At 72.9% G+C, this 25149-nt stretch carries 27 protein-coding genes; 13 read left to right on the top strand and 14 right to left on the bottom strand.

Features of this window, described 5'->3' with window-relative positions; translation table 11 throughout:
- Positions 1–27 precede the first annotated feature (27 nt).
- Complete coding sequence (locus SLINC_RS02520) at positions 28–378, bottom strand: DUF488 domain-containing protein (RefSeq protein ID WP_067426155.1); 351 nt, start codon at positions 376–378, stop codon at positions 28–30.
- Between the two features lie 154 nt (positions 379–532).
- On the opposite strand from SLINC_RS02520, the gene SLINC_RS02515 reads away from it, so the two are divergent.
- From SLINC_RS02515 to SLINC_RS02495, 5 genes are all read left to right on the top strand, one after another.
- A complete protein-coding gene (locus SLINC_RS02515) occupies positions 533–1918 on the top strand; it encodes a M1 family metallopeptidase (protein WP_067426152.1) in 1386 nt (461 codons plus the stop codon).
- Positions 1919–1991: 73 nt separating this feature from the next.
- Complete coding sequence (locus SLINC_RS02510; RefSeq protein ID WP_067444841.1) at positions 1992–2735, top strand: hypothetical protein; 744 nt, start codon at positions 1992–1994, stop codon at positions 2733–2735.
- Between the two features lie 38 nt (positions 2736–2773).
- On the top strand, positions 2774–3466 hold the full coding sequence (locus tag SLINC_RS02505; RefSeq protein ID WP_067426150.1) for a response regulator transcription factor: 693 nt from the start codon (positions 2774–2776) through the stop codon (positions 3464–3466).
- Positions 3463–5280, top strand: coding sequence for a sensor histidine kinase (locus tag SLINC_RS02500; RefSeq protein ID WP_067426148.1), 1818 nt, complete (start codon positions 3463–3465; stop codon positions 5278–5280). Before SLINC_RS02505 ends, SLINC_RS02500 begins: the two co-directional genes overlap by 4 nt.
- Before the next feature lie 85 nt (positions 5281–5365).
- On the top strand, positions 5366–5815 hold the full coding sequence (locus SLINC_RS02495) for a DUF6098 family protein (RefSeq protein ID WP_067426146.1): 450 nt from the start codon (positions 5366–5368) through the stop codon (positions 5813–5815).
- Positions 5816–5850: 35 nt separating this feature from the next.
- On the opposite strand, the gene SLINC_RS02490 is transcribed toward SLINC_RS02495, so the two are convergent.
- Both SLINC_RS02490 and SLINC_RS02485 read right to left on the bottom strand, forming a co-directional pair.
- Positions 5851–6102, bottom strand: a complete 252-nt coding sequence (locus SLINC_RS02490) for a WhiB family transcriptional regulator (RefSeq protein WP_067426144.1) — start codon at positions 6100–6102, stop codon at positions 5851–5853.
- Between the two features lie 145 nt (positions 6103–6247).
- A complete protein-coding gene (locus SLINC_RS02485) occupies positions 6248–7468 on the bottom strand; it encodes a saccharopine dehydrogenase family protein (RefSeq protein WP_067426141.1) in 1221 nt (406 codons plus the stop codon).
- 130 nt (positions 7469–7598) lie between these two features.
- On the opposite strand from SLINC_RS02485, the gene SLINC_RS02480 reads away from it, so the two are divergent.
- Positions 7599–8294: a TetR/AcrR family transcriptional regulator gene (locus tag SLINC_RS02480; protein WP_067426139.1), complete on the top strand. Its 696-nt coding sequence runs from the start codon at positions 7599–7601 to the stop codon at positions 8292–8294.
- Here SLINC_RS02480 and SLINC_RS02475 read toward each other — a convergent pair.
- The gene (locus SLINC_RS02475) at positions 8291–9190 is read right to left on the bottom strand and encodes a LysR family transcriptional regulator ArgP (protein ID WP_067426136.1); all 900 of its coding nucleotides are present in this window, start codon (positions 9188–9190) and stop codon (positions 8291–8293) included. The genes SLINC_RS02480 and SLINC_RS02475 overlap by 4 nt on opposite strands.
- 69 nt (positions 9191–9259) lie before the next feature.
- On the opposite strand from SLINC_RS02475, the gene SLINC_RS02470 reads away from it, so the two are divergent.
- Both SLINC_RS02470 and SLINC_RS02465 read left to right on the top strand, forming a co-directional pair.
- Positions 9260–9874 carry a LysE/ArgO family amino acid transporter gene (locus SLINC_RS02470; RefSeq protein ID WP_067426134.1) on the top strand — a complete coding sequence of 205 codons (615 nt, stop codon included), beginning with the start codon at positions 9260–9262 and terminating at the stop codon, positions 9872–9874.
- 95 nt (positions 9875–9969) lie between these two features.
- On the top strand, positions 9970–11268 hold the full coding sequence (locus SLINC_RS02465) for an MFS transporter (RefSeq protein ID WP_067426131.1): 1299 nt from the start codon (positions 9970–9972) through the stop codon (positions 11266–11268).
- Positions 11269–11295: 27 nt separating this feature from the next.
- Here SLINC_RS02465 and SLINC_RS02460 read toward each other — a convergent pair whose 3' ends face one another.
- The 3 genes from SLINC_RS02460 to SLINC_RS02450 form a co-directional block, all read right to left on the bottom strand.
- Positions 11296–11751, bottom strand: coding sequence for a cyclic nucleotide-binding domain-containing protein (locus SLINC_RS02460; RefSeq protein ID WP_067426129.1), 456 nt, complete (start codon positions 11749–11751; stop codon positions 11296–11298).
- 304 nt (positions 11752–12055) lie between these two features.
- The gene (locus SLINC_RS02455) at positions 12056–13537 is read right to left on the bottom strand and encodes an aminotransferase class I/II-fold pyridoxal phosphate-dependent enzyme (protein WP_067426127.1); all 1482 of its coding nucleotides are present in this window, start codon (positions 13535–13537) and stop codon (positions 12056–12058) included.
- Positions 13538–13601: 64 nt separating this feature from the next.
- Positions 13602–13823: a hypothetical protein gene (locus SLINC_RS02450; protein ID WP_067426125.1), complete on the bottom strand. Its 222-nt coding sequence runs from the start codon at positions 13821–13823 to the stop codon at positions 13602–13604.
- A gap of 219 nt (positions 13824–14042) precedes the next feature.
- Between SLINC_RS02450 and SLINC_RS02445 the strand changes: the two genes are divergently transcribed.
- From SLINC_RS02445 to SLINC_RS02425, 5 genes are all read left to right on the top strand, one after another.
- Positions 14043–14495, top strand: a complete 453-nt coding sequence (locus SLINC_RS02445; RefSeq protein ID WP_067426123.1) for an ATP-binding protein — start codon at positions 14043–14045, stop codon at positions 14493–14495.
- Between the two features lie 177 nt (positions 14496–14672).
- Positions 14673–15533 carry a SigB/SigF/SigG family RNA polymerase sigma factor gene (locus SLINC_RS02440; RefSeq protein ID WP_067426122.1) on the top strand — a complete coding sequence of 287 codons (861 nt, stop codon included), beginning with the start codon at positions 14673–14675 and terminating at the stop codon, positions 15531–15533.
- A gap of 32 nt (positions 15534–15565) precedes the next feature.
- Positions 15566–15820 (top strand): DUF5133 domain-containing protein, encoded by a 255-nt coding sequence (locus SLINC_RS02435; protein ID WP_067426120.1) that lies wholly within the window; start codon positions 15566–15568, stop codon positions 15818–15820.
- A gap of 162 nt (positions 15821–15982) precedes the next feature.
- On the top strand, positions 15983–16816 hold the full coding sequence (locus SLINC_RS02430; protein WP_067426118.1) for a DUF1206 domain-containing protein: 834 nt from the start codon (positions 15983–15985) through the stop codon (positions 16814–16816).
- A 29-nt stretch (positions 16817–16845) separates the two neighbouring features.
- Positions 16846–17280, top strand: coding sequence for a hypothetical protein (locus tag SLINC_RS02425; RefSeq protein WP_067426116.1), 435 nt, complete (start codon positions 16846–16848; stop codon positions 17278–17280).
- A gap of 25 nt (positions 17281–17305) precedes the next feature.
- Here SLINC_RS02425 and SLINC_RS02420 read toward each other — a convergent pair whose 3' ends face one another.
- The 7 genes from SLINC_RS02420 to SLINC_RS02390 all read right to left on the bottom strand — a co-directional run bounded on the left by SLINC_RS02420 (position 17306) and on the right by SLINC_RS02390 (position 25142).
- The gene (locus SLINC_RS02420) at positions 17306–19552 is read right to left on the bottom strand and encodes an FUSC family protein (protein WP_067426115.1); all 2247 of its coding nucleotides are present in this window, start codon (positions 19550–19552) and stop codon (positions 17306–17308) included.
- 63 nt (positions 19553–19615) lie between these two features.
- Complete coding sequence (locus SLINC_RS02415) at positions 19616–19828, bottom strand: DUF4287 domain-containing protein (protein WP_067426113.1); 213 nt, start codon at positions 19826–19828, stop codon at positions 19616–19618.
- 102 nt (positions 19829–19930) lie between these two features.
- Positions 19931–21304 carry an NAD(P)/FAD-dependent oxidoreductase gene (locus SLINC_RS02410; RefSeq protein WP_067444838.1) on the bottom strand — a complete coding sequence of 458 codons (1374 nt, stop codon included), beginning with the start codon at positions 21302–21304 and terminating at the stop codon, positions 19931–19933.
- Positions 21305–21551: 247 nt separating this feature from the next.
- The gene (locus SLINC_RS02405) at positions 21552–23267 is read right to left on the bottom strand and encodes a PP2C family protein-serine/threonine phosphatase (RefSeq protein ID WP_067426111.1); all 1716 of its coding nucleotides are present in this window, start codon (positions 23265–23267) and stop codon (positions 21552–21554) included.
- Positions 23264–24307, bottom strand: coding sequence for an ATP-binding SpoIIE family protein phosphatase (locus tag SLINC_RS02400; protein WP_067426109.1), 1044 nt, complete (start codon positions 24305–24307; stop codon positions 23264–23266). The genes SLINC_RS02405 and SLINC_RS02400 overlap by 4 nt, the downstream gene beginning before the upstream one ends.
- Entirely contained in the window at positions 24307–24747 is a 441-nt protein-coding gene (locus SLINC_RS02395; protein WP_067426108.1) for an anti-sigma regulatory factor, read from the bottom strand. Before SLINC_RS02395 ends, SLINC_RS02400 begins: the two co-directional genes overlap by 1 nt.
- Positions 24747–25142: an STAS domain-containing protein gene (locus SLINC_RS02390; protein WP_375141518.1), complete on the bottom strand. Its 396-nt coding sequence runs from the start codon at positions 25140–25142 to the stop codon at positions 24747–24749. Before SLINC_RS02390 ends, SLINC_RS02395 begins: the two co-directional genes overlap by 1 nt.
- Between the last annotated feature and the right edge of the window lie 7 nt (positions 25143–25149).

Below are 25149 nucleotides of genomic sequence, written 5' to 3'. Positions count from 1 at the left end.
TCGCTGACTGCTGACCGCCGAGCAGGCTCAGCCGTTGAGGAGGCGGACCAGCACGGTGGCGTGACTCTGCTCCGGCGTCTTCGACGCGGTCAGCAGGGTCACGTCACCGGCCCGCGCCAACTCCCGCACGTGGTCCAGTTGTTCCGACGCCTCAGGTGCGTCCAGCTCTGCCTCGTACCGCTCGGCGAACTCCTCGTACGCCCCCTCGCCCGCGTGATACCAGCGGCGCAGCTCGGTCGACGGGGTGAGTGCCTTCGGCCACTCGTCCACACGGGCCGCGTCCTTGGACAGGCCGCGCGGCCACAGCCGGTCGACCAGGACGCGCACGCCGTCCCCGGGCTCGGGCGGGTCGTACACGCGACGGACGCGAATGCTCACGGCGGGCCTTTCTCCAGGGAGAGGGGCGGTGTCCGGAGCGTACTGCGGGGAAGAGCACGGGCGGCGCCGCGACTTGACCTGATCATGGTCGAGGCGCGGACGGGTGACATTTAGGGTGAGCCCGTCGCTCACCCCCCCACCTGTAGGAGCACACGTGCCGAAGGCTGTCAGACGCACCTTCGTTCTCGCCACCACTCCCGTCGTCCTCGCCGCACTGCTAGGGGCCACCGCACCACGGTCGGCGGGCTCGCCGGGAGTCGGTGACCCCTACTTCCCGCTCTCCGGCAACGGCGGTTACGACGTCCGGCACTACGACCTGACACTGGGTTACGACCCCGGCAGCGGCCACCTCACCGGCAAGGCCGTCCTCACGGCCCGCGCCACCCAGCGCCTGACCCGCTTCGACCTCGACCTGAGCGGACTGAAGGTCACCGGCCTCACCGTCGACCACGTCAAGGCGGACCACCGGCGCGACGGCCAGGAACTCGTCGTCACCCCGCGCCGCACCCTGCACAAGGGCCAGTGGTTCCGGGTCGCCGTCACCTACTCCGGCACCCCGAAACCGGTCACCGACCCGGACGGCTCGCTCGACGGCTGGATCCCCACCGACGACGGCGCCTTCGTCGCCGGGGAGCCGCAGGGCGCCATGACCTGGTTCCCCGCGAACAGCCACCCCACGGACAAGGCGTCGTACGACTTCACCCTCACGGTCCCCCAGGGGAAGACGGCCGTCGCCAACGGCGTCCTCCTCGGCGAGCGCACGCGCGACGGACGGACCACCTTCCGCTGGCGGCAGAGCGAGCCCATGGCCGCCTACCTGGCCACGGCGACCGTCGGCACCTTCAGGACCACGCGGTACACCACACGCGACGGGATCCAGGTGTACGACGCCGTCGACCCCCGCGAGGCCGACAAGGCGGCGTCGGTGCTCAAGCAGCTGCCGTCCGTGCTGGAGTGGGAGAGCAAGCTGTTCGGGCCCTACCCCTTCCGGGCCGCCGGCTCGATCGTGGACCGGGCCCCGAACGTGGGCTACGCCCTGGAGACCCAGTCGCGCCCGGTCTACTCCGCGGCGCCCGACCTGAGCACGCTCGTCCACGAGAGCGCCCACCAGTGGTTCGGCGACTCCGTCACCCTCACCTCCTGGAAGGACATCTGGCTCAACGAGGGCTTCGCGGTCTACACCGAGTGGCTCTACAGCGAGCAGCACGGCGGCGACAGCGCGCAGAAGACCTTCGACGACCTCTACGCCCGCCCCGCGAGCGACGGGCTGTGGGCCTTCCCGCCCGGAGACCCGGGCAGCGGCGCGAACATCTTCGGCACCCCCGTCTACGCCCGGGGCGCGATGACCCTGCACGCCCTGCGCACGGCCGTCGGGGACCCGGCGTTCTTCCGGATCCTGCGCGCCTGGGCGGCCGCACACCGCTACGGACACGCCACCACCGCCCAGTTCGTCCGCCTCGCGGAACGCGAGTCGGGCAAGAACCTCGACGCCCTCTTCCACACCTGGCTGTACACGAAGGGCAAGCCGCGCACCCCGTGACCGCGAGGACGGGGAACCGAACAGGCCCTGGAACCTGACGAGTTCCTCACAAGTGTCGGTCAGTGTTCTGACCATGATCAGACGCAGACCCCCCGCCGCGCTGCTCGCCGCGTCCCTGCTCCTCACGGGATGCGGTGGCGGCGCGGCGGCGGTCTCCGAGCACCGCGCCGAGACCGCCCCGACGACGAGCGCTCCGCCGTCCGCGCCCGCGGTCTCCGCCCGGGCAGCGCCGCGCGAGCTGCCCGGACTGGGCCCGAAGACCCTGGCGCAGGTGCCTTCCCGAGCCCGGCAGGCCGTCGTCGTCACCGGCCGCGGCAAGAACTCCCCGCTGTCCACGGTCGTGCTCTACGAGCGCACCGCGACCGGCTGGCAGGCCGGCGAGAGCTGGCCCGCGCACAACGCGCTGCGGGGCTGGACCGACCATCACCGCGTCGGCGACCTGCGCTCGCCCGTCGGCGTCTACACCCTCAGCGACGCCGGCGGCCGTCTGCGCGACCCCGGGACCCGGCTGCCGTACGACCGCTCCGGCGGGTTCACCGTCGCCGGCACCGGTTTCGAGGGGGAGCCGCTGGCCGGATCCTTCGACTACGTCATCGCCATCGACTACAACCGCGAGCCCGGCCTGTCACCGCTGGACTGGACGCGTCCGCTCGGCGCGAGCCGCGGCGGGGGCATCTGGCTGCACGTCGACCACGACGGCCCCACCCAGGGCTGCGTCAGCATCGCCAAGGAGCACATGCGGGCCCTGCTGCTGGCACTGGACCCGGCCCGGCATCCCGTGGTCGTCATGGGCGACGCGAAGTCCCTGGCCCGCTGAGTCCCTTCTCAACTCCCCGACCGCTTAGGATCCGCCGCGTGTGCGCACATGTGCTGGTCGCCGAGGACGACGAGATGCAGGCCGAACTGATCCGCCGCTCACTGTTGGTGGAGGGCCACACCATCACCGTGGTCCACGACGGCGCGGCCGCCCTCGACGCGGCCCGCCGCCGGCGCCCGGACCTCGTCGTCCTGGACCTGATGCTGCCGGTGATCGACGGCTTCGACGTGTGCCGCGCGCTGCGCCGCGACGACGACATCCCCGTCCTGATGCTCACCGCCCGCACCGCCGAGGACGACGTTCTGCGCGGCCTGGAACTGGGCGCGGACGACTACATGACCAAGCCTTACAGCCCGCGCGAGCTGATGGCCCGCATCCGCACGGTCCTGCGCCGCAGCGGGCGCACCGACCGGCCGGAGGACCCCGTCGTCCGCGCCGGCGGCATCGCCGTGGACCCGGTACGGCACGAGGTGCGCTGCGAGGGCAGACCGGTGGAGTGCACACCGGCCGAGTTCGAGATCCTGCTCGCCATGGCCGCCGAACCGGAACGGGTGTTCTCCCGGCGGCAGTTGCTGGAGATCACCCGGGGCACCGACCGGGCCTCCACCGAACGGGCCGTCGACGTCCACATCATGAACCTGCGCCGCAAGACGGAGCCCGACCCGCGCCGGCCGGTGCGGCTGCTGACCGTCTTCGGGGTCGGCTACAAGCTGAGCGGCGGCCGCGGATGAGCGCCCGGATACCGCTGCGCAAGCGCCTGCTGGTCCGGCTGCTGATCGCCTCGGGACTGATCGCCGTGTGCTCCGTGGCGGCCACGGCCTGGCTCGCGGTGGAGACCACCACCCGCGCGCTGCGGGAGGAACAGGGGCAGGTCCTCGCCGACGACATGGACGTCCTGGCCCGGCTCAGCGGCTACGCGGCGACCCACCCCGACTGGAGCGGAGTGCGGGACACCGTACGGGAGTTGTCCGCGAAGACCGGCCGGCGCATCGCCCTGACCACCGCCGACCGCACCCCGATCGCCGACTCCGCGCCGCGCGGCACCGCCCTGCCGGTGAGCGCCGCCGCCACCGTCGACCCGCTGCGCGTCGACACCTACAGCGAGCGCGGCGCCCAGCTCGGCGGTACGGACCCCCGGGCGGTGGGCCCGTACCGGCTGACGGAGGCCGAACGCACCAAGGTCGAGGGGCTTGCCCGGGCACGGCAGCGGTGCTTCGCCCGCCACGGCATCGACCTCACCATGACCCGCACGCCGAGCGGCCGCCCGGTCCTCACCGGGGCGGACGGCAGCGGTGACCGGGCGTACGTACCCGACGAGTGTGCCGACGGTTTGTTCAACACGCCGACTCCCACGGAGCGGAAGGCGCTGGCCGCGCTGGAGAAGCTCGCCGGGGACTGTCTGGTCCGGGCCGGACTGGACCCCGCTGTGCCGCTGTTCCTGGGTGTGGACTCCACCCCGGCCGCGCGGGGTGTGAGCGACCCGCCCACATTCGCCAAGGCGGATGCCGACGTCAGGCGCGCCGCCCGGCCCTGCCTCGACCGGGCCCGGCGCGCCCAGCTCGACCCGTACGTCGCCCCCGCCGCCCACCTGTTCCTGGGCGGGGGTGGGGACGCCCCCGCCGTCCGGTTCGACATGTCGGCGGCCAACAAGGCCAAGGTCGTCGGCGCCGCCGGGCTGGTGCTCGCCGTCACCGTGGCCGTCACGGCCGTGGTCGCCACCCGGCTCGTCCGGCCGCTGCGCGCGCTGACGGAGGCGGCCCGGCAGCCGCCCGAGCGGCATGTGCGCGTCCCCGTCACCACCCGCGACGAGACCGGCATCCTGGCGGCGGCCTTCAACGCCCTGACCGAACGCCGGGAACGACTGGAGGTCCAGCGCCGGGCCATGGTCAGCGACATCGCGCACGAACTGCGCACCCCGCTCACCAACATCCGCGGCTGGCTGGAGGTCACACGGGACGGCGTCGTCGACCCCGACCCGGCCCTGCTCGCCGCCCTGCACGACGAGGCCCTCGTGCTCCAGCGGGTCATCGACGACCTGCGCGACCTCGCCGACGCCGACGCCGGCACGCTGAGGCTGCACCGGGAGCCGGTGCGCTGCGACGAGCTCCTGGACCAGGTGGCCGCCGCCCACCGCGTCGCCGCCGACGCGGCGGGAGTCGTCCTGCGCACGACGGTGGAGGGCGAGCCGTGGCTGGACGCCGACCGGGTACGCATGCGCCAGGCCCTCGGCAACCTGGTCTCCAACGCGCTGCGTCACACACCCGCCGACGGCACGGTCACCCTGGCCGCGCGCCCGGACGGCGACGACGTGCTGCTGGAGGTCACCGACACCGGCACCGGCATCGCGCCGGGGGATCTGCCGCACGTCTTCGACCGGTTCTGGCGCGCCGAGAAGTCCCGCAGCCGCCGTACCGGAGGCAGCGGACTGGGCCTGCCGATCGTCCGCCATCTGGTCGCCGCCCACGGCGGCACGGCCGTCGCACGGAGCGAACCCGGCGCCGGCAGCGTCTTCACGCTGCGCCTGCCCGGCGCCTCGCCGAGGTGAAGCCCGGGCCGGTTCCGTTCCCGTCGCCCGGGTACCCCGTCTGCCGGTGGGGCGCGTAGCCCGGGGCGATGAGGGAGGTCATGCCATGAGCGGCTCGGACGACCTGCCGGTGGTACGGACACTCGCCGAGCTCACCGGCCTGGTCGAACGGCACGACAGCCTGTACGTCCGCTGGTCGCGGGGTCCCGTCACCGACCTCGCCGACGTGTCCAGCACCGACGACCTCACGGGCGTACCGATGCCGGGGCTGTCGGCCAATCCGCTCGACGTGGAGGAATGGTGGCAGGGGCGCCCCGTGGAGGTGTGGGTGGCCAGGCGTCTGTACGACTACTCGCACCTGCCGCACGACAAGGGCACCGACGTCCGCCCCTGGGTCCTGCAAGGCCGGGAGACGGGCCGCGGGCCCGACAACGAGCCGCTGGTCGCGGACGTGCGGCCGATGAGCTGGATCGAACCCGGGGTGATCGACGAGGCGCGCGCCGCGGTGGAACGGCAGGAGAACTCCTGGGGTCCACTGCGGCGCGGCGGTCGCTGACGTGGCCCGGCGTCACCCGACGCCGGGCCTCCGCCTCATCCTGAGCGCCTGCGGGCGGCCGCACGCCGCTTCAGCGCACGGCGCTCGTTCTCGCTCGTACCGCCCCAGACCCCGATGGCCTGACCGGTGTCGAGCGCCCACTCCAGGCACTCCTCCCGGACCGGGCAGCGCCGGCAGACCGCCTTGGCCTGCTCCTGCTGTACCAGCGCCGGACCGGTGGTGCCGATCGGGAAGAACAGGTCGGGGTCCTCGTGGCGGCACGCGGCATGGTCTCGCCAGTTCTCCATGAATAGTCACCTGCGATCGAAGTCGAACGTGCCCTCGGGGATGCCTTACTCGTTTCCGGGTCACCTGTCGATGCGTGGGTGAAACGACCGAGTCGTGTGGGAACCTCGTGAGGATCCGGCGAGGGGCACGGCCGGACGGCCGCGGTCACTGCTCGCGAAGCCCCCACGGGGAGCCGTACGCGGTCAGCAGATCCAGGAAGGGGCGGGCGGGGAAGGCCTCCGGGCCGAGGACTCCCGCGCCGGACCACACGCCCGTGGCCAGCAGTTCGAGGGCGACGACGGGGTTGACGGCGGTCTGCCACACCACCGCCTGACAGCCGTACTCCTTCATGGACCACTGGTTGTCGACCACGTGGTACAGGTACACCTCGCGCGGCGCCCCGTCCTTGACGCCCCGGACCCAGGTGCCGGCGCAGGTCTTCCCGTGCATCCGCTCGCCCAGCGTCGCCGGGTCGGGCAGACACGCGGCGACCACGTCCCGGGGCGAGACGGCGACCGGACCGGCGGGGCCCGGCACGGTCACCGGGTCGGTGCGGTCCAGGCCCAGCAGGTGCAGGGTGCGGAGCGTCTCGATGAACTCGCGGCCCAGGCCGTACTTGAAGGTGACCCGCCGGGCGGGCACCCAGCGCGGCACGAGCAGCACCTCCTCGTGCTCCACGTTGACGCACTCGACCGGGCCGATGCCCTCGGGGAAGTCGAACACCTCGGGTTCGCTGAAGGGTTCGGTCGTGAACCAGCCGCGGTCGGCCTCGTAGACGACCGGCGGGTTCAGACACTCCTCGATGGTGGTCCAGATGCTGAAGGACGGGGCGAAGTCGTAGCCGTCGACGGTCAGGTTCGCGCCGTCGCGGACACCGATCTCCTCGATCGTGTCGAAGAGTTCGTCGGCCGCGTGCCGGGCGAACACGTCCGACAGGCCCGGCTCCACGCCCATGCCGACCAGGGCCAGCGCACTCGCCTTCTCCCACTCCTCGGCGTGCGCGAACTGCTCGTCGCCGAGCCTGACCCCGCACTCCTCGTACGGGCGCTCGGCATGCGGCCGGGACAGCGACATCGCCATGTCGACATAGTCGGCGCCCGCCGTGCGCGCGGCCCGGAACAGCGGCATCACGAACCGCGGGTCGGTGGCGTTGAGCAGCACGTCGCAGGAGTGCCGCTCCAGCAGCGCCACCACCGCCGCCTCGTCCCTCGCGTCCACGCGCTCGGCGCGGAAGCGGGACCCGGCCTCGCCCAGGGCCGCGACGGCCGACTCGGCACGGGCCGGGTCGTGGTCGGCCACCACCATCACCTCGAAGAAGGGGCGGCGGGCGGCGATCCGGGTGACGGCGGTGCCGACACCACCGGCTCCCACGAGCAGTACACGCATGACAGGCACTCCCTGGCGGGTCGAAAGGTCGCGGAGGTACGGGGCCCTGGCGCAGATACAACGCCCGGCCCTCACATAAGGTCAATGGCGTTGGCATAAGCGACGGCGGTCATGAGGAGAGGCGGTCGGGATGCCCAAGCCCGTGGTCCCCGAGGAGCGGCGCCGTCGGCGCCGGCCCACCAAGAGCGGCACCGTGCTCTCGGAACGGCTGATCGTCGAGACCGCGCTGCGCATGCTGCGCGAACACGGCAGCTCCGGCCTCACCGCCCGCCGCCTGGGCCTGGCTCTCGACGCCGACCCCTCCACGCTCTACCGCTACTTCCGCAGCATGGACGACCTGACCCTCGCCATCGGCGACGCGCTCATCGGCCGGGCCCTGGAGGGCTGGGAGCCGACGGGGGAGTGGCGGGCGGACCTGCGTGCCGTGGGCCTGCGCATCCACGCGGCCTACGTGGCCCACCCGCAGGCCGCCGTGCTGACCACGAGCAGGGTGACGGGCCGGGCGAACGAACTGGCCGCGGACGAAGCGGTCCTGGACATCCTCCGAAACGCGGGCTTCTCGCTCACCGACACCGTGCGCGTCTACCACGCCTTCATCGACCAGGCCCTGGCCTTCGCCGCCCTGGACGCGGCGTCCCTGGCCCTGCCGAGTGCCTCACTCGACGCCGACGAGGACCGGTGGCGCTCGACGTACGCCCACCTGCCCGCCGACCGCTATCCCCGCATCGCGGAAGCAGCACCGTTGCTGGCGACCCGCATGGTGACCAGCGCCTACCCGACGGCTCTGGACATGCTTCTGGACAGCGCCGGCGAGGCACGTCCTTAGGCGCGCAAAGCTCGCCGCGCCGCCACAGTCACCGCTTCCGCCACCCCGGCCAACGCGGGCGAATCCAGCTTCCACTGCTGCCAGTACAGCGGCACATCAACGGGCCGCTCCGGCGCCAGCAGCACCAACCGCCCCCCACGCAGCAATGGTTCCGCCTGTACCTCGGGCACCAGCCCCCACCCCAGCCCGAGCGCCACGGCCTCGGCGAAACCCTCGGACGTGGGGACGGCGTGCCGCACCGCGGCCGCCCGGCCCCGCCCCCTGCGCAACCGCCGCACGAAGGCGTCCTGGAGATCGTCGCTGCGGTCGAAGGTGACCGTCGGGGCCCCGGGGAGCACCTCCCGCAGCGGCCCGTCGAGGTACCTCTCCACGAAGCCGGGGCTCGCCGCCGCGAGATACCGCATCCGCCCCAGGGGCCGCACGGAACATCCGGCGACGGGATCCGGCGACGAGGTCACCGCGGCCATCACCAGGCCCTCCCGCAGCAGCTCCGCCGTACGGGTCTCGTCCTCGCGGCGCAGTTCGAAACAGAGCCCCGGCTGCTCCGGCACCCGCGTGAGCGCCTCCAGGAGCCAGGTCGCCAGGGAGTCCGCGTTCACCGCGATCGAGACCCGCGTCAGCTCCTCCTCGCCGCTCATCCCGAGCGCGGCACGCGCGTCCCGCTCCAGCCGGGCCAGCTGCCGGGCGAACCGCACCACCACCTCGCCCGACTCGGTCGGCCGCACCGGCTTGGCGCGCACCAGCAGCACCCGGCCCGTGCGCTGCTCCAGCGCCTTGACCCGCTGACTCACCGCCGACGGGGTCACATGCAGCGCGGCCGCGGCGGCGTCGAACGTGCCCTCGTCGACCACGGCGAGCAGGGTCCGTACCTGATCCAGCGGAAGTTCGGTCACCATCACGACAACTAATGGTACGTAAGAATCTTTAGCTGTACGTACAGAGATCGCTTCCCTAGCGTCGATGCCATGTCCGCCTCTCTCGCCGCCGCGGCCGCAGGCTTCGGCACCGGTCTCTCGCTCATCGTCGCCATCGGCGCCCAGAACGCCTTCGTCCTGCGCCAGGGGGCCCGCCGCCACGCGGTCCTCGCCGTCGTCGCCATCTGCGCCCTGTCCGACGCCGTCCTCATCGCCCTGGGCGTCGGCGGCGTCGGCGCCGTGGTGGTGGCCTGGCCGGGGGCGCTGACCGCGATCGGCTGGATCGGCGGCGCGTTCCTGCTCGGCTACGGCGCCCTCGCCACCCGTCGGGTGTTCCGGCCGGCCGGTGCCCTGCGCGCCGACGGGGAGGCCGCGGGGTCCGTCCGGCGGGCGGTGCTCACCTGCCTGGCGCTGACCTGGCTCAACCCGCACGTCTACCTCGACACCGTGTTCCTGCTCGGCTCCGTCGCCGCCGATCGCGGCCCGCTGCGCTGGACGTTCGGCCTGGGCGCGGTGCTGGCCAGCCTGTGCTGGTTCACCGCGCTCGGCTTCGGCGCCCGGCTGCTCGGCCGCTTCCTGGCCCGGCCCGCCGCCTGGCGCGTCCTGGACGGTCTGGTCGCCGCGATGATGATCACGTTCGGCGTGACGCTGATCGCCGGGGCATGAGGTCCGCGATGCGCGGACGCGCGTCTCGAACTCCTGGCCGGTGCTGCGATAGTGAACCCCGGACCCGATAGATGTAGCGAGCACCCAGGACACCAGTGGACACCAGTGAGAGCGGCACCGAACCGCAGACCCCGGCCGAGGATCCGGGCGAACAGTCCCGGCACGGCCGGCGCCACTGGGCGATGGACACCCGCCCCCTGCGGGTCCCGGCCTACCGCCGACTGTGGTCCTCCACGATCGTCACCGCCGTCGGCAGCCAGCTCACCGCCGTCGCCGTGCCCAAGCAGATCTACGACATCACCGGCTCCTCCGCCTGGGTGGGCGCCGCCGGCCTCGCCGGACTGCTGCCGCTCATCGTGTTCGCGCTGTGGGGCGGGGCGGTCGCCGACGCCATGGACCGCCGCAAGCTGCTCCTGATCACCAACAGCGGCATCGCCGTCACCTCGGTCCTGTTCTGGCTCCAGGCCGTCACCGGCCTGGAGTCGGTGGCCGCGCTGATGGTGCTGCTCGCCGTGCAGCAGGCCTTCTGGGGACTGAACGCCCCGGCCCGCAACGCCTCCATCGCCCGGCTGGTGCCCGCGGAGCAGCTGGCCGCGGCCAACGCCCTCGGATCCACCGTCATGCAGACCGGCCAGGTCGTCGGGCCGCTGCTCGCCGGTGTCCTGATCCCCGTGATCGGGCTGCCGGAGCTGTACCTGATCGACGCCCTGGCCCTGTGCGTCACGGTGTGGGCGGTCCACCGGCTGCCCTCGCTGCCGCCCCTGGCGGGCAGCGGCCCCCGCCGGGCCGGGGTGCGGGAGATCGCGGCCGGATTCCGCTACATCGCCGGGCACAAGGTGCTGCTGCTGTCCTTCCTCGCGGACATCGTCGCGATGGTCCTCGGCATGCCCCGCGCCCTGTTCCCGCAGCTCGCCGCCGAGACGTACGCCCCCTACGGCGAGGGTCTCGCGCTCGGCCTGCTCTTCGCGGCGATCCCCATCGGCGCGGTGGTCGGCGGGCTGTTCTCCGGGACGTTCTCGCGGGCCCGCCGGCACGGCTGGATGGTCATCGGCGCGGTCGTCGCCTGGGGCGCGGCCATCACCGGCTTCGGACTGAGCGGCAGTCTGTGGCTCGCGGTGGTCTTCCTCGCCGTGGCCGGGATCGCCGACATGGTCTCGATGGTGTTCCGCGGGGCGATCCTGCTGTCCGCCGCCACCGACGAGATGCGCGGCCGGATGCAGGGCGTCTTCACGGTCGTCGTCGCGGGCGGCCCCCGGCTGGCGGACGTGCTGCACGGCACGGCCGGCTCGGCCTTCGGCGCCCGTACGGCCGTCGCGGGCGGCGGGATCCTGGTCGTCGTCGTGATGCTGACCCTGGCCCTCGCGGTGCCCGCGCTGCGCCGCTACCGCGTCTGAGGACGGCGCCGGGCACGCGCCGACGCGCTACAGCGCGCTGCGCCGGTGCATCGAGTACTGCTCCAGGAGTTTGCCCCGGGTGGTCTCCAGCCTGTGGGCGAGGATCTCGGCGACGGACCGCACCAGGATCACCGCGAGCTGCGGATCCTCCTCGCACAGCTCCAGCACGGCCGCCGCGTCGAACTCGTAGGCGCGCACCGGGCTGAAGGCCTCCGCGCCGAAGTCCCAGCGGTACGGCGGGAAGAGCCACGACCAGCCCAGCAGGTCGCCGGAGCCGAGACCGGCGACGGTCACCCGCTGCTGGGACGTCACCTGCTGGGTGAGGGAGACCGCGCCGGAGCGGACGACCCAGAAGCGGTCGGCCGTGCCGCCCGCCTCGAAGATCCGGCTGTCCTCCGGGAAGGAGACCTCATGGGCGAGCGTCATCAGGCGCTGACGCTGCGGCGGGGGAAGGGCGGTCAGGAGTTTGATCGCTTTGGTCATGGCGCGGGGCTCCTCGCCGGCGAAGGATTCCGGTTTCTCGCTATGCCCATTTCAGCGGCTTGCGCCGTTCGGGGCACCTCGGCGGACGGAAGAATCGGGCAAGAGGCTGTGAGGATCGCGTGTCGCCCGGCCTTCGGGGCAGAAAAAAGCCCTGGCTGGACGGGGGAGACCAGCCAGGGCCGTAAAGGGTGGGCACGGAGGACGGATGCGGTCGACCCCGTGGCCACGTATGAATGAACGGTAAACCATCCGTGGCGATGGTGCGCAACAAAATCCGGGTCACGTGACCGGTTTCACTCGGCCGTCACTCGGCGTCCCGTGTCACGACCCTGATCGACTCCAGGTCGCCGTCGGTCGCGTCGGGCAGGTTCATGCCCGCGTCCTTGCCGGTCCGCAGATACCGCAGGACCGGCTCGGTCAGCCGCTCACCGGGCAGGATCGCCGGGATCCCCGGCGGATACGGGGTGATCATCTCCGCCGCGACGCGCCCCGCGGCCTCGGTCACCGGCACGTTCTCGGCGGGACCGAAGAACGCGTCCCGGGGGAGTCGGGCCTGCTCCATGCGCAGTTCGTCCGGCAGGGGCACCTCCACCCGCGGGCCGGGGCGCAGTTCCGGTGCGACCCGGACCAGGTCCTTGAGCGCGGCGAGCAGTTGACCGACCGTCTCCCGGTCGTCGGCGTGCGTGATCTGCGCTCCGATACGGCGGTGGTCGGTCAGATGCGCGTCGATGGCGCGGTGCTCCCGCAGCCAGTCGGCCGCCTGGTAGCCGGTGATGCCGAGCGCGCTCACGTCGATGACACCGGGCAGCGGATCGAAGTCGTCGGCCAGGCCCGCGCCGCAGAAGTCGCCGCGGTCGTTGACGTGCAGCCCGTCGATCTCCTCGATGGCGTGCCGGGTCTCGGCGGCCAGGTCCAGTGCCGCGCCGAGGAGTTCCTTGCCGTGCAGGGCCATCTGCCGGCGCCAGCCGTCGAGCCCGGCGAACAGCAGGACCGACGGACTGGTGGTGCCCAGCAGATCGGCCCGCATCCGCAACAGCTCCGCCGGGACGAGATCGCCCTGGAGGTGGAAGACCGAGCCCTGCTCCAGGCCGCTGCCCATCTTGTGGATGCTGGTGACGCAGATGTCGGCGCCGGCGTCCATCGCCCAGGACGGCAACTCCGGGTGGAAGGGCAGGTGGGCGCCCCAGGCCTCGTCCACGATCAACGGCACCGAACGCCGGTGGCAGACCTCGGCGACCGCCCCGAGATCGGCGCAACTGCCGTACGGGGTGGGGCTGGTGATCAACGCGCCCTTCGCGTCGGGATGGGCCTCGAAGGCTTCCTCGAACTCCGGGGCGGACGGCGGATGCGCCAGGCGCCGCTCGGCGTCCCAGCGCGGTTCGAGCCAGACCGGTTCGATGCCGGACAGGATCAGGCCCGCGACGACGGACTTGTGGGCGTCGCGGCCGATCAGCAGCTTCTCGTGCGGACCGGCGACGGCCAGCATCGCCGCCTTGACGGACAGCGAAGTCCCGCAGGTGGTGAAGAAGGTGTGCTCCGCGTGCACGGCGTCGGCCATCAGTTCCTGGGCCCGTTCCAGCACCCGCCCCCGCGTCAGCCGGTCGTCCAGACCTCCCGAGGCCAGGACGTCACCGAGGAAGACGGCGTCACCGAGCACCTCGCGCACCGCGGGATCGGCGCCCCGGGCCTGTTTGTGACCCGGCGGGGCGAACGTGAGCCGGCCCTGGCGGTGGTAGTCGGCCAGGGCTTCGAGAACCGGTGCACTGGTGTGGTCAGCTGGTGCCATGGGGGCCGGGTGCCCAGGCCCGGGGGGCGCCAATCAGCGTGCTGAGGGCGGCGCGTCCCGCTCCTCACGCCTGGTCCGCGTGCCTGCCCGGGGTGACGATCTCGTCCAGCACCCGGAGCACCGCCCCGTAGGCCACACTCCGGACCGCCGCCTCGTGGGCGCCGTCCGGATCGTCCCGCCGGAGACTGTCGCGGCGGGTGCGCCAATTCTGCTCCTCCTCCTGCGCGCAGGCCCGGGCCCGCTGGATGCGCCGCAGCAGTTCGTCTGAGTCCACCACATCGGTCATACAGACCGCGTACCCGGATCCCGCCCGGGAATAGCCCGGTGACACGGTTCGTGCTCGCCTGGAACGAGAGGTTTGGTACGCCGGGGAGAGGTCAGCCGAATAAGTGAGACCTGCGGAAGCCTGCGCAGCGTGAGACGTCACCGCCGTGCCCGTAAGGGCCCCGCGGTTGCGGCCGCCCCGGCTTCCGACCTCTCCACCAGTGATCAGGGAGTGAAAGGGATGTGCGAGCAGCACAGGACCGAATTCGCCCTCCAATTGTCCGGCGCCGGCCGGCGCGGAGTGCGCTCCGGCCCGTGCAAACCGGCCGAGGCGCGGCGGGCCGTGGAGCGTGCCGTGGCCGCGCGCTGCCGGGCCGCCGACACACCGTGCGACGCGGACGCTCTTTCCGACGCCCTGCTCGTGGCCTCCGAGCTCACCACCAACGCCATCCTGCACGGCGGCGGGATCACCGACTTCCGCGTCGACGTCCTGGAACCCGGCACGGACGTACGTGTGTCGGTCTGCGACCGCAGTGCCGCCCTGCCGGTGGTCTCCCCGCCGGTGGACCAGCAGGGGCGGCACCGGGTCGGTGGCCACGGCTGGCCCATCATCTGCCGTCTCGCGCATGACGTCCGCGTGACCGACCTGCCCGCCGGCGGCAAGTGCATCACCGCTGTGGTGCCCCTGTCCTGAACTGTTTTCGGAACCCGCGTTTGCGTCCAGGACAGCAGGGCAGTCGCAGTTTCGTGCTTCGGACCGGAGGCGCGCCAGCGGGAGCGATATGGCTGCCCCGGGGGCCCTTCCAGGTCATCCGGGCGCCGACCTCCCGCGGTCATTCCCCCTGAGACGACCGTTCAGGAGCGATTCCGCATGCTCATCGATATGTCGACAAGCCGTCCCGGCACGTCCGCCCAGCCCTCCGCCCCCGCCCGGCGCCGACACGACGACGCCCCCGACACCGCCGCCCTCTTCACCCGGCTGAACGGCCTGGAGGAGGGTCCGGAACGGGACGCCGTCCGCGACGAACTCGTCACCGCCTGGCTGCCCATGGCCCACCGCATCGCGGGCCGTTTCCGTGACCGCGGTGAGTCCATCGAGGACCTGCGGCAGGTCGCGGCCCTGGGCCTGGTGAAGGCGATCGACCGCTTCGAACCGGAGCGGGGAGCCTTCGAGAGCTACGCCGTGCCCACCATCACCGGTGAGGTCAAGCGGCACTTCCGCGACCGGATGTGGGCGCTGAGGGTCCCGCGTCGTGTGCAGGAACTGCGCAACAAGGTGCGGGTGGCGCGCCGCGAACTGACCCAGAACCCCGGATCCCCGGAACCCTCGGCCGCCGACATCGCCGTGCACACCGGGCTGACCGAGGACGAGGTCGCCACCGGCATGGAGGCTCTGGAGAGCTTCAGCACCCTGTCCCTGGACGCCGAACTGTCGGCCGGCGACGACGGCTACAGCCTCGCCGACACCCTGGGCTCCTCGGACACCTCCTACGACACGGTCGTGGATCGCGAGTCCGCCAAGGAGGGCCTGCGCCGTCTGCCCGAACGCGAGCGCGCCATTCTCTACATGCGTTTCTTCGAGGACATGACGCAGAGCCGCATCGCCGACCACCTCGGCATCTCCCAGATGCACGTCTCCCGGCTCATCAGCCGCAGCTGCGCCCGGGTGCGCGACGAGGCCCTGGGGCAGCGGGCGGGCCGCCGCGGCCCCGAGGGCCGGGCGGAGCTCTGAGCGGACCGCGGATCGACAAGGAGGCGTGACAGATGCTGATGCCCCATCCCGGTTTTCTGCGGGAACTCGTCGATGCCTACGAGGCCCTGGCGGCCGAGGAGGCCGCCGCGGGCCGGACCGAGCCCAGTGCGCGGGCGCGCGACCTCGCCTACACGCTCTGCGTGTCCACCGGCACGCGGGACGTCAGACCGGCCCTGGAAACCGCCCGCCGACTGCTCGCGGCCGCCCAGGAGCGCGAGCCCGCCCCACAGCACCGGCCCGCCCGGGACCGCGAGCCCGCGTCCTAGGGCGGCCGACCGCCGAGTACACCGCGCGACCGGCGGCCCCCGGTCACGGCGCCCGCGCCGGACCGAGGGGCCGCCGGTCGCGCGCCCCCTGCGCCACCACCCCGTCGGCCACGCCGGGTGTGTCCGCCCACGACCAGGGCATTCGGATCCCAGGAGGTCGAGATGAACATGAGCGCCACGGCACGGACCGGTCACCTCCGCGCACGCCGGGTGGGCAGTGGCTCGGCGCGGGAGGTCGCCGCACGCGCGGGGCTGACCGCGCGCGGCGTCATCTATCTGCTGGTCGGCATCCTCGCCCTGCAGATCGCCTTCGGCGACGGCAAGGAACAGGCCGACCGCGGCGGTGCCCTCGCCGAACTCTCCGACAAGCCCTTCGGCGCCGTCCTGCTGTGGGCGCTGGGCGTCGGCCTCGTCGGGATGGCCCTGTGGCGGCTGTCCGAGGCACTCTTCGGCTCGGTCGGACGCGACGGCCACAAGCCGAGGAAACGACTGCTCGCGGCGGTGCGGTGTCTCTTCTACGCCTTCGTCGCCTACTCCGTGCTGTCCTTCGCCGCGGGGTCGGGCGGCGGCGGATCGAGCGACAAGCAGTCCAAGGACGTCACCGCCCGGCTTCTGGAGGTCCCCGCCGGGCAGTGGCTGGTCGGGGCGGCCGGGGCCGGGATCGTGGTGGCCGGTGTGTGGATCGCCGTACAGGCGCTGCGCCGCTCCTACCACGACAAGATGAAGTTCGGTGAGCTGTCCCGGCGCACCCGGCAGCTGGTGGACGTGACGGGTGTGGCCGGCGGGCTGGCCCGCGGCGCCGTGTTCGCCGTCGTCGGGGCCTTCGCCGTGAAGGCGGCGGTCGACTACGAGCCCGACAAGGCCAAGGGCCTCGACGACGCCCTCCGCTCCTTCGCCGACACCCCGCTCGGACCGTGGCTCCTGGTCTGCGTCGCGGCCGGTCTCGTGCTGTTCGGGGTGTTCTCGTTCGCCCTGGCCCGCTGGCGCCGCGTCTGAACCGCCGCCACACGGGGAACCCGGTCCGGATGAACGACGAACCAGAGCTTCCGCCCGACGGCCGGCCCGTGGACGTCTACCTCGACCTGCTGCGCATCCGCATGGACACCGATGACTACCGGCTGCTGCTCAGCGTGGTCGAGCCGGTCCTGCGGGCCATCGAGCAACACCAACTGCCCGCCCTCGACTTCTCCCTCGACGAGGAGCAGACCGACGAGCTCTCCCAGGAGATCCGTGACGAGGCCGCCCTGGTCATCGCCACGGCCGTCACGGGCCGCCTGGACAACGAGGTGATCGAGCTGCACATCGACGACACCGGCCCGGTCCGGGTGGTCACCGACGCGGCCACCGCCTCCGACCCGGTGCGGCTGGGCGAGATCGCCGACTACATCCGCGAACGCCAGCACACCAACGAGGAACTGCGCGGCATCGCCGAGGTCAGCGACCTGCCCACGGACCTGTGACCGCCGCCCCTCACCGGCGCCGCGGCTACCGCTTCGGCGCCGCGACCGGCACACCGAGCGGCCGGGCCAGACCCGCCACCGTCTCGTCCAGACGCTGGAGATGCCGCAGCACACGGTCGGTGACCCGGCCGTAGCGCGGGGTGCCGGGAAGGTCCGGCTCCAGCAGGGAGGCGATGCTCCGGCCGGTCTCGATCTCCACGGCGGCCTGGTCGTCGGCGACATACGCGGCGATCGCCCCGATGTTGTGCGCGATGCGCCGCCCGGCCCGGCGCAGCCTCGGATCCGCCGCGATCGAGGGATGCGTGGGCAGGAGTTCGGCCGTCGCGGCCAGCGAACGCGCGTGGTACGCGCACGTCTCCAGCAGCGCCACGACGTACCGGGCGGTGTCGCGCCGGGCCCGCAGGGGCGTGATCGGGTGGGTCAGCGGCTGGGTGGCGGCCCGCAGGTCGGCCAGCGCCTGGTCCAGATCGCGGGCCTGGTCCAGCAGATCGACCGGCGGCCCGCCGCTGAGCTGGTCGACCGCCGCCTCGGTGACCTCCGCCAGCCGCTCCAGCACGGTGACCAGCAGCTCGTTCGTACGGCGGTCCGTGCGCACCGGCAGCACGAACGCCGCCGCCACGACACCGCAGGCCGCGCCCAGCGCCGTCTCCTGCACCCGCAGCAGCAGCACCGACAGGCTGTAGGTGTGCATCAGCGTGTACAGCAGTCCCAGCGCGGCGGTGACGAAGAAGGACATCAGCGTGTAGGACAGGGGAGCGGTGTAGAACATCGCGAAGACGCACACCAGCATCAGCGCGAACGCCGTCCAGGTGTGCTGCCCGACCAGTCCCGCCAGGACGATCCCGGCCACCACCCCGAACACCGTGCCCACCAGCCGGCGGTAGCCCTTGACCAGGATCTCGCCCGTCGAGGCGGTGTTGATGAAGACGATCCAGCAGGCCAGCACCGCCCAGTACCAGCGCTGGCTGGACAGGAACTCGCCGCCGACGATCGCCAGCGACGAGCCCACGGCGACCTGCACGGCCGCCCGCGTCGTGGGCCGTCGCAGCCCGGTGGGCTCCTCCTCCCGGTCCTCGTCCTCGCCCGCGTCGATGGCGACGTCCTCGGCGTCCAGCTCCTCGCGCGAGCGGGTCGTCGCCGGGGTGTCGTCCGACTCGTCCTGCGCCCCGTCGAGCGCGATCCGCAGCCCGAGCACGGCACGGGCGGCCTCGCCGATGCCCCGGAAGGCGTCCTGGACGGCGGCCGGTGCGGCCGGCACGTTCTCCTCGTCGCGGTATCCGAGCAGCCGGTTGCGCACATGCGACAGCCCCGTCCCGGTCTCCTGCGACACGGGCCGCAGCACCAGCAGGCGCAGCCCCTGAAGATCGCGGCGCAGGATGGCCGTCGCCTCGTCCCGGGCCGACAGCCGACGCCCCGCCGGGACGGGCGCCCCGGGCAGGTGCATGGTCAGCGTGTCCGCCCGCTCGGCGCTGCGCGCGGTCAGCAGCAACAGGCCCAGCCGCTCGGCGGCGATCTCGGCGTCCGCGACCCGCCGCTGCACGAGCCGGGCGGTCGCCTCGTCGGCCGTGCCCTCCTCCAGCCGCCCCTGGATCATCAACGCCGTCTCGTGCAGCCGGGCGGTCCCGTCCCGTACGTCCTCCAGCACCTTCTCCAGCTCGTCAGGCCCGGCGTCCAGCAGATCCAGCTGCGCGGACACCAGCTGCGCCAGCCGGGCCCGGAAGGCCTCCCGCAGCCGCTCCAGCAGCCCCGCGGGCGTCTCGGGCACCAGCACGAAACGCACCAGCGCGCTGCTCGCGAAGGCGATGCCGAGCACGCCGTACAGCTCGGGCAGGCCGGAGACCGCGGCACCGACGAACAGGGACAGGAAGTAGACCTGGAAGCCGATCAGCCCGAGCGCGGTGCCGCGGTCGCCGAACCGGCGGCCGTAGACCGCGCAGAAGATGAGCGCGACGAAGAACAGATCGCCGGCCACCACCCGGGAACTCATCAGCGCGCCCAGGCTCACGGACGCCAGCGCCACCGGCAGACCGAGGGCGAGGGTGACCGCCTGCTGCGCGCGCTGCTTCTCCCGGATGGCGAAGGTGGCGACCATCGCCGCCATCGCCCCCGCCACCAGATGCCGGACCCCGGCCCCCAGCAGGCCGAGCACGGCGAGCGTGAGAGCGATCGCGCCCACCGTCCGGAGCCCGGCGGCCAGCCGCAGCAGCCCCGGATCGGACGCCGCGACGCCGCTGCGCAACCGTGCCCGGACCGACTGCCCCGCTGTCTTCACGCCGCCGTACTCACTCCCGTGTCAGGTCAAGATCCATGTCTCAGCATGGCAGACCCGTGCGGATCACCTGCCCTTGGCCTCCGCGAGCGTGTGCGCCACCAGCGCGTTGGCGTGGCCGTGTCCCAGGCCGTGCTCGGACTTGAGCCAGGCGACCAACTGCATGTGCCCGGTCAGCGGGGAGGAGCGGATCAGCTCCTGCCACTCGGCGATCGGGCGGCCGTACTTCTTCTCGATGGACGGGAAGTAGCCGGCGGGGCCCTTCACGGTCTCGGCCATGGCGGTGTCCTTTCGGTGTGACGTCGTGCTGTCCCTCCTACGACCGCCGACCACGTGGAAAGTGATCGGCGGCCGGGAGTGAACGACGTCACACGCGGGAGATCAGTCCTGCCGCTCGCTGCCGTCCACGTGCGCGCGCACCTGCTCCGGCGTCAGATACGAGTTGGTGTACTCGAAGTCCTTCAGCGTGGCGGGCTTGCGGGACTGGAAACCGGTACGGACGAAATCGTCGCCCGCGAGCGCGTTGAGCACCCAGTTGGTCATCACGCGCGTCTTGGCGACGTTCGTGCGCAGGGCCGACCAGTGGTAGCCGCGCGCCACCGCCTGGGCGGGCACACCGCGCAGTTCGATGCCGAGCGGCTTGGAGACGGCGTCCTTGCCGCCGAGGTCGACGACCAGACCGAGGTCCTTGTGGATGTACGGCGACCTCGGCAGGCCCCGCAGTGTGGCAATGACGTTGTCGGCGACGTGCTTGCCCTGACGCATGGCGTGCTGCGCGGTGGGCGGGCAGACCGCGCCCTCCTCGCCCTTGGCCTCGTCGGGCACCGCCGCGGCGTCGCCGAGCGCGAACACCCCGTCGTGGCCCGGCAGGTTCATGTCGGCGGTGACGGCCAGCCGGCCCCGGACCGTCTCCGCGCCGAGCGTGGCGATGAGCGGACTGGCGACCACCCCGGCGGTCCAGATCAGGGTGCGGGTGGGGATCACCCGCCCGTCGGTGAAGGTGACCTCCTCGGGACCCGCCTTGGCGATGGAGACACCGAGGGAGATGTCGATCCCGCGCCTGCCCAGGATCGCCTGGGCGCTGCGGCCCAGCTTGTCGCCCAGCTCCGGCATCAGCTTCGGCGCGATGTCGATCAGATGCCACTTGATCAGACCGGGATCGATGCGCGGGTAGCGCTTGACGGCGGCGTGCGTGAGGCGTTGCAGACAGGCCGCGGTCTCGGTGCCCGCGTAGCCGCCGCCCACCACCACGAACTGGAGCCGGGCGGCCCGCTCCGCCTCGTCGTGACTGGAGTCGGCGAGATCCAGCTGCGAGATGACGTGGTCGCGGACGTAGGCCGCCTCCGCCAGCGTCTTCATACCGAAGGCGTGGTCGGTCAGGCCCGGGATGTCGAAGGTGCGGGTGACGCTGCCGGGAGCCAGCACGATGTAGTCGTAGGGCTGGTCGACGATCTCGCCGTTGATGGTGCGGATGACGCAGACCTTGGCCTTGAGGTCCACGCCGATCGCGCCGCCCGGGATGATCCTGGTGCGGTACTTCTTGCTGCGGCGCAGCGAGACGGCGATCGACTGCGGTGTCAGCACGCCGGAGGCGACCTGGGGCAGCAGGGGCAGATAGAGCTGGTAGGCGAACGGCGTCACCAGAGTGATGTCGGCTTCGTCCGGGGAGAGTTTCCGCTCCAGACGGCGGACGCACTCCACGCCGGCGAAGCCTGCGCCCACCACCAGGATCCTGGGTCGTGTCACGGTGTTCATCCCTTTCTGCGGCTCCAGGCGGTCTGCCTCGAACGCCATTCGCCTGCCCGTGGATCGCTGCTTCGCACCTCGTCGGTCCCACCGCGATACCGGCCGCTGTGCCGGGCGGGCACGGCGGGCGGACGAACGTGTCGAGCACCACCTTGCCCGCCCGGCCGCCGAAGCGCACCGGGGCGATCGTGAAGATCGTGGGGCGGATGCGCCGCACGTGGCCCCGGGCGGGCGGGCGGCGGGACCGCGGGCGGGCTCACGCGGCCAGGTGACACAGCAGCAGGCAGACGTCGTCGTCGCGTTCGGAGTCGCTCAGCAGGGGAGTGAGGATCCGGTCCGCCGAACCCTCCAGATCGCTCTCCAGCTCCGCCGGGCCGAACGCGCCGAGCGCGTCCGACAGCCGCTCGATCCCCGGGTCTATCCCCTGCGCCCGCCGCTCCACCAGGCCGTCCGTGTACAGCGCAAGCGTCGAACCGGGCGCCAGCGGCGCGGTGTGGTCGGCGATCTCCTGCCGCAGCGGGATGCCGAGCATGGCACCCGGTTTGGCGTCCAGGGTGCGCACCCGGCCGTCCGGCGTCCGCAGCACCGGCGGCGGATGGCCGGCGGCCGCCCAGGTCAGGGTGGGGTCGCCGGGGCGGAACCGGGCGATGACCGCGGTGGCGTACAGATCCGGCTGGAGATGGTGCAGGAAGGTGTGCAGCCGGGTCAGCAACTGGCCGGGGCTGCCGCCGTCGACGGCGTAGGCGCGCAGCGCGGTGCGCAGCTGGCTCATCATCACGGCCGCGTGCAGCCCGTGCCCGGTGACGTCGCCGATCACGGTGATCAGGCTGCCGTCGGGCTGCCGGAAGGCGTCGTACCAGTCACCGCCGATGTTCAGGCCGTGGGTGGCCGGCAGGTAGCGCGCGGCCAGGCTGAGGCCCGGTGTGGTGGGCAGGTCCGTGAGCAGGGCGCGCTGGAGCGTCTCCGCGATGTCCCGGTTGTGCTCGAAGCGGCGGGCGTTGTCGATGGCGATGCTGGCCCGCCGGGTGAGTTCGATCAGCATCACGGCGTCGTCCGGGTCCCAGCGGTCGCCGGGCGGCGACAGGGTGAGGACGCCCAGCGGGGCCCGGCGGGTCGGCAGCGGGATGCACAGCAGCGGCCGGCCGGGGTCCAGGGCCGAGGGCGGCTGGTCATCGACGCCGGGCAGGCCGCCGGGATGGCCGGCGGCGTACTGCGGGCGCCCGGTGCGGGCGGCGAGCACGGCGGCGGCCGGGTGCGGGGCGGGCGCCCGCCGGTCCCCGTCGCCGTCGAACAGCCAGATGTCGACGGCGCGGGCGTACTCGGGCACCAGCAGCTCGGGCAGCCGGCGCACGATCTCGTCGTGGTTCAGCGACGCCGTCAGCACCGCGCTGGCGTCCGCCAGGAACGTCAGCCGGCGCCGGGCGCTCTCCGCCTCGGTGCGCGCCCTGCGCTCGGCGGCGAACGCCTCGCGCTGGGCCCGGCCGGCGGCGTCCAGCTCGGCGTGCAGGGCCAGCACGCCCTGGTTGGTCTGGTGCAGTTCCTCCCGGTGGAAGGCGACCAGCTCCTCCTGCTGGGCGAGTCTCTCCAGCACCAGCGCGGTGTCCTCGTCGGCGCCCAGCAGGGCCTCCGCCAGTACGGCCGGGTCGTCCGCCACCATGGCCGCGCCCGCCGGGTCCGCCGCCTCCGGGCAGCGCACGGTGGTTCGCCACGGCGGCTGCGCGGCGGCAGCCGTGCCGGGCTCGGGGCTCACCATGATGTGCAGCAGCCCCTCCTCGGCGGGCGCGGCCGTGGCGTCCAGGGTCAGCCGCCAGGTGCCGCCCTTGGTCAGGCACTGGCCCAGCTGTGCGCTGAGCGCGGTGGTCAGACGGGTGCGTTCCAGAGCGGGCACGCCGTAGGCGGCCGCCAGCCGGGCGGTCGCGATACGGGCCCGGGCGGCGTCCACGGCGCCGGTGATCCGCCAACTGCGCGTCATGGGCCCTCCGCCGGAGTCGGAGCCAGCACCACCACCGCCGTGTCGTCCCGCACCGGCCGGGCGGAACTGCTCGCGTCGCGCACGGTGACGGCGGCCACGACGGCCGGGTCCGCCGCCGGCAGCCGCGGGTCCGACGGCGGCGTCCAGCGACTGGGCAGCCCGTCGCTGTGCAGGATCAGCATCCGGTCGGCCGCCCACGGCAGACGGTCCTCCCGCAGGGTCGCGCGCCGGTGCACGCCCACGATGCCGGGCCGCGACAGCAAGGAACGCCAGCCGGCGCCCTCCCACAGCCGCGCCCCGATGTTGCCGACGCCGGCGAACCGCAGCAGACCGGCCCGGGTCTCGACCTGGGCCACCGCGACGGCCGCCCCGCGCGTGCCCCGCAGCGCCGTGTCCAGGTGCACCAGCGCCTCGGAGGGCGGCAGGTGCGCCGCGCGATGCAGGGCCTCCACCGCCGCCGTCGACGCACGGGCGGCCTCGGGACCGTGCCCCAGACCGTCGGCCAGCATCAGCGTCACCCGGTCCCCGGCCCGGGCCCACGCCCAGCCGTCACCCGAGTGCTCCGCTCCCGCGAAGGGCACGTTGATCCCTCCGGCCCGCACCACACCGGCCGGTGCCGGGCCCTTGTGCCGGGTGCCGACCCGGGCCACCGCGACCGTGCCCCGCCCGGCCGCGCTGTGCACGTCGAAGTCGTCGCTTATACGGCGACAGGTGCCGAGCCCGGCCCCGAGGGACCGGGTCGTCGAGTACCCGTCGCGCAGGGCGGCGGCGACGTCGGCGATGCCGGGCCCGTGGTCGATCGCGGCGATCTGCACCACCGTGACGCCGGTCCCCGGGACGGGCGGCGTGACGACCTCGATGAGGACCTGTCCGCCGCCGGCGTGCTTGAGCAGGTTGGTGGCCAGCTCGGTCGCCACCAGCGCGGCGGCCGCCTTGCGCGGCTCGGCGAGCCCGGCCTCGTCGGCCGCGTGCTCGGCCGCCACCCGTGCGTCGCGCACCCGGGTGGAGTCGTGGACCGGCACCTCCCACACCCGTGGCATCAGTGCCCCTCGCGCGGCCGGGGTGCCCTGCGCGCCCAGGAGACCACCGTGACCGTGGTGCCGACGCCCGGGGTGCTGTCGACATTGAAGGAGTGCACCAACCGCCGCGCACCGCCCAGGCCCATGCCCAGACCGTCGCCGGAGGTGTAGCCGTCGCTCAGGGCACGCTCCAGGTCCGGGATGCCCGGCCCCTCGTCGGAGAAGGTCAGACGCAGCCCCTGCACCTGTCCGTCGGTCACGGACGCCGTCTCCATCTGCCCGCCGCCGCCGTGCACCAGCGTGTTGCGGGCCAGTTCGCTGGCCGCGGTGACCAGCTTGGTCTGTTCCACCAGCCCGAAACCGAGCTGACCGGCCGCCTGGCGCACGTGCTGGCGCGCCCACACCAGATCCATGTCCGAACGGATCGGCAAGCAGGCCTCGACGCCCGCCGCAGTCCGCATCACCGGCGCTCCCGGCCCGAGCCGCCGGCACGGGTGACCGGTTGCTGTCCCGACAGCAGGTCCAAAGCGACCTCCGTGGAGAGCGCGGTGCGCAGCCCGGGGAGCGTCAGACCCAGCTCCACGAGCGTGATCGCCACCGCGGGCCGCATACCGGCCACCACGGTCCGCGCCGCCAGCAGTGTGGCGTTCGCCGCGATCTCGGCCAGCACCCGGCCCAGGAAGGAGTCGACGATCTCGACACCGGAGATGTCGATGACCACCCCGGTCACCCCGCTGCCGACGATGGCCTCGCCGATGTCCTGCTGAAGCTGCTGCGCCATGCTGTCGCCGAGATCCCCCTGGAGGGTGACCAGGAGGATGTCGCCGAGCCGGAGAACCGGCACATGGCCCGTCATCGGACGG

Origin of the sequence: Streptomyces lincolnensis, from assembly GCF_001685355.1 — a bacterium.
Taxonomy (GTDB): domain Bacteria; phylum Actinomycetota; class Actinomycetes; order Streptomycetales; family Streptomycetaceae; genus Streptomyces; species Streptomyces lincolnensis.
This window is presented reverse-complemented; position numbering and strand designations above follow the sequence as displayed.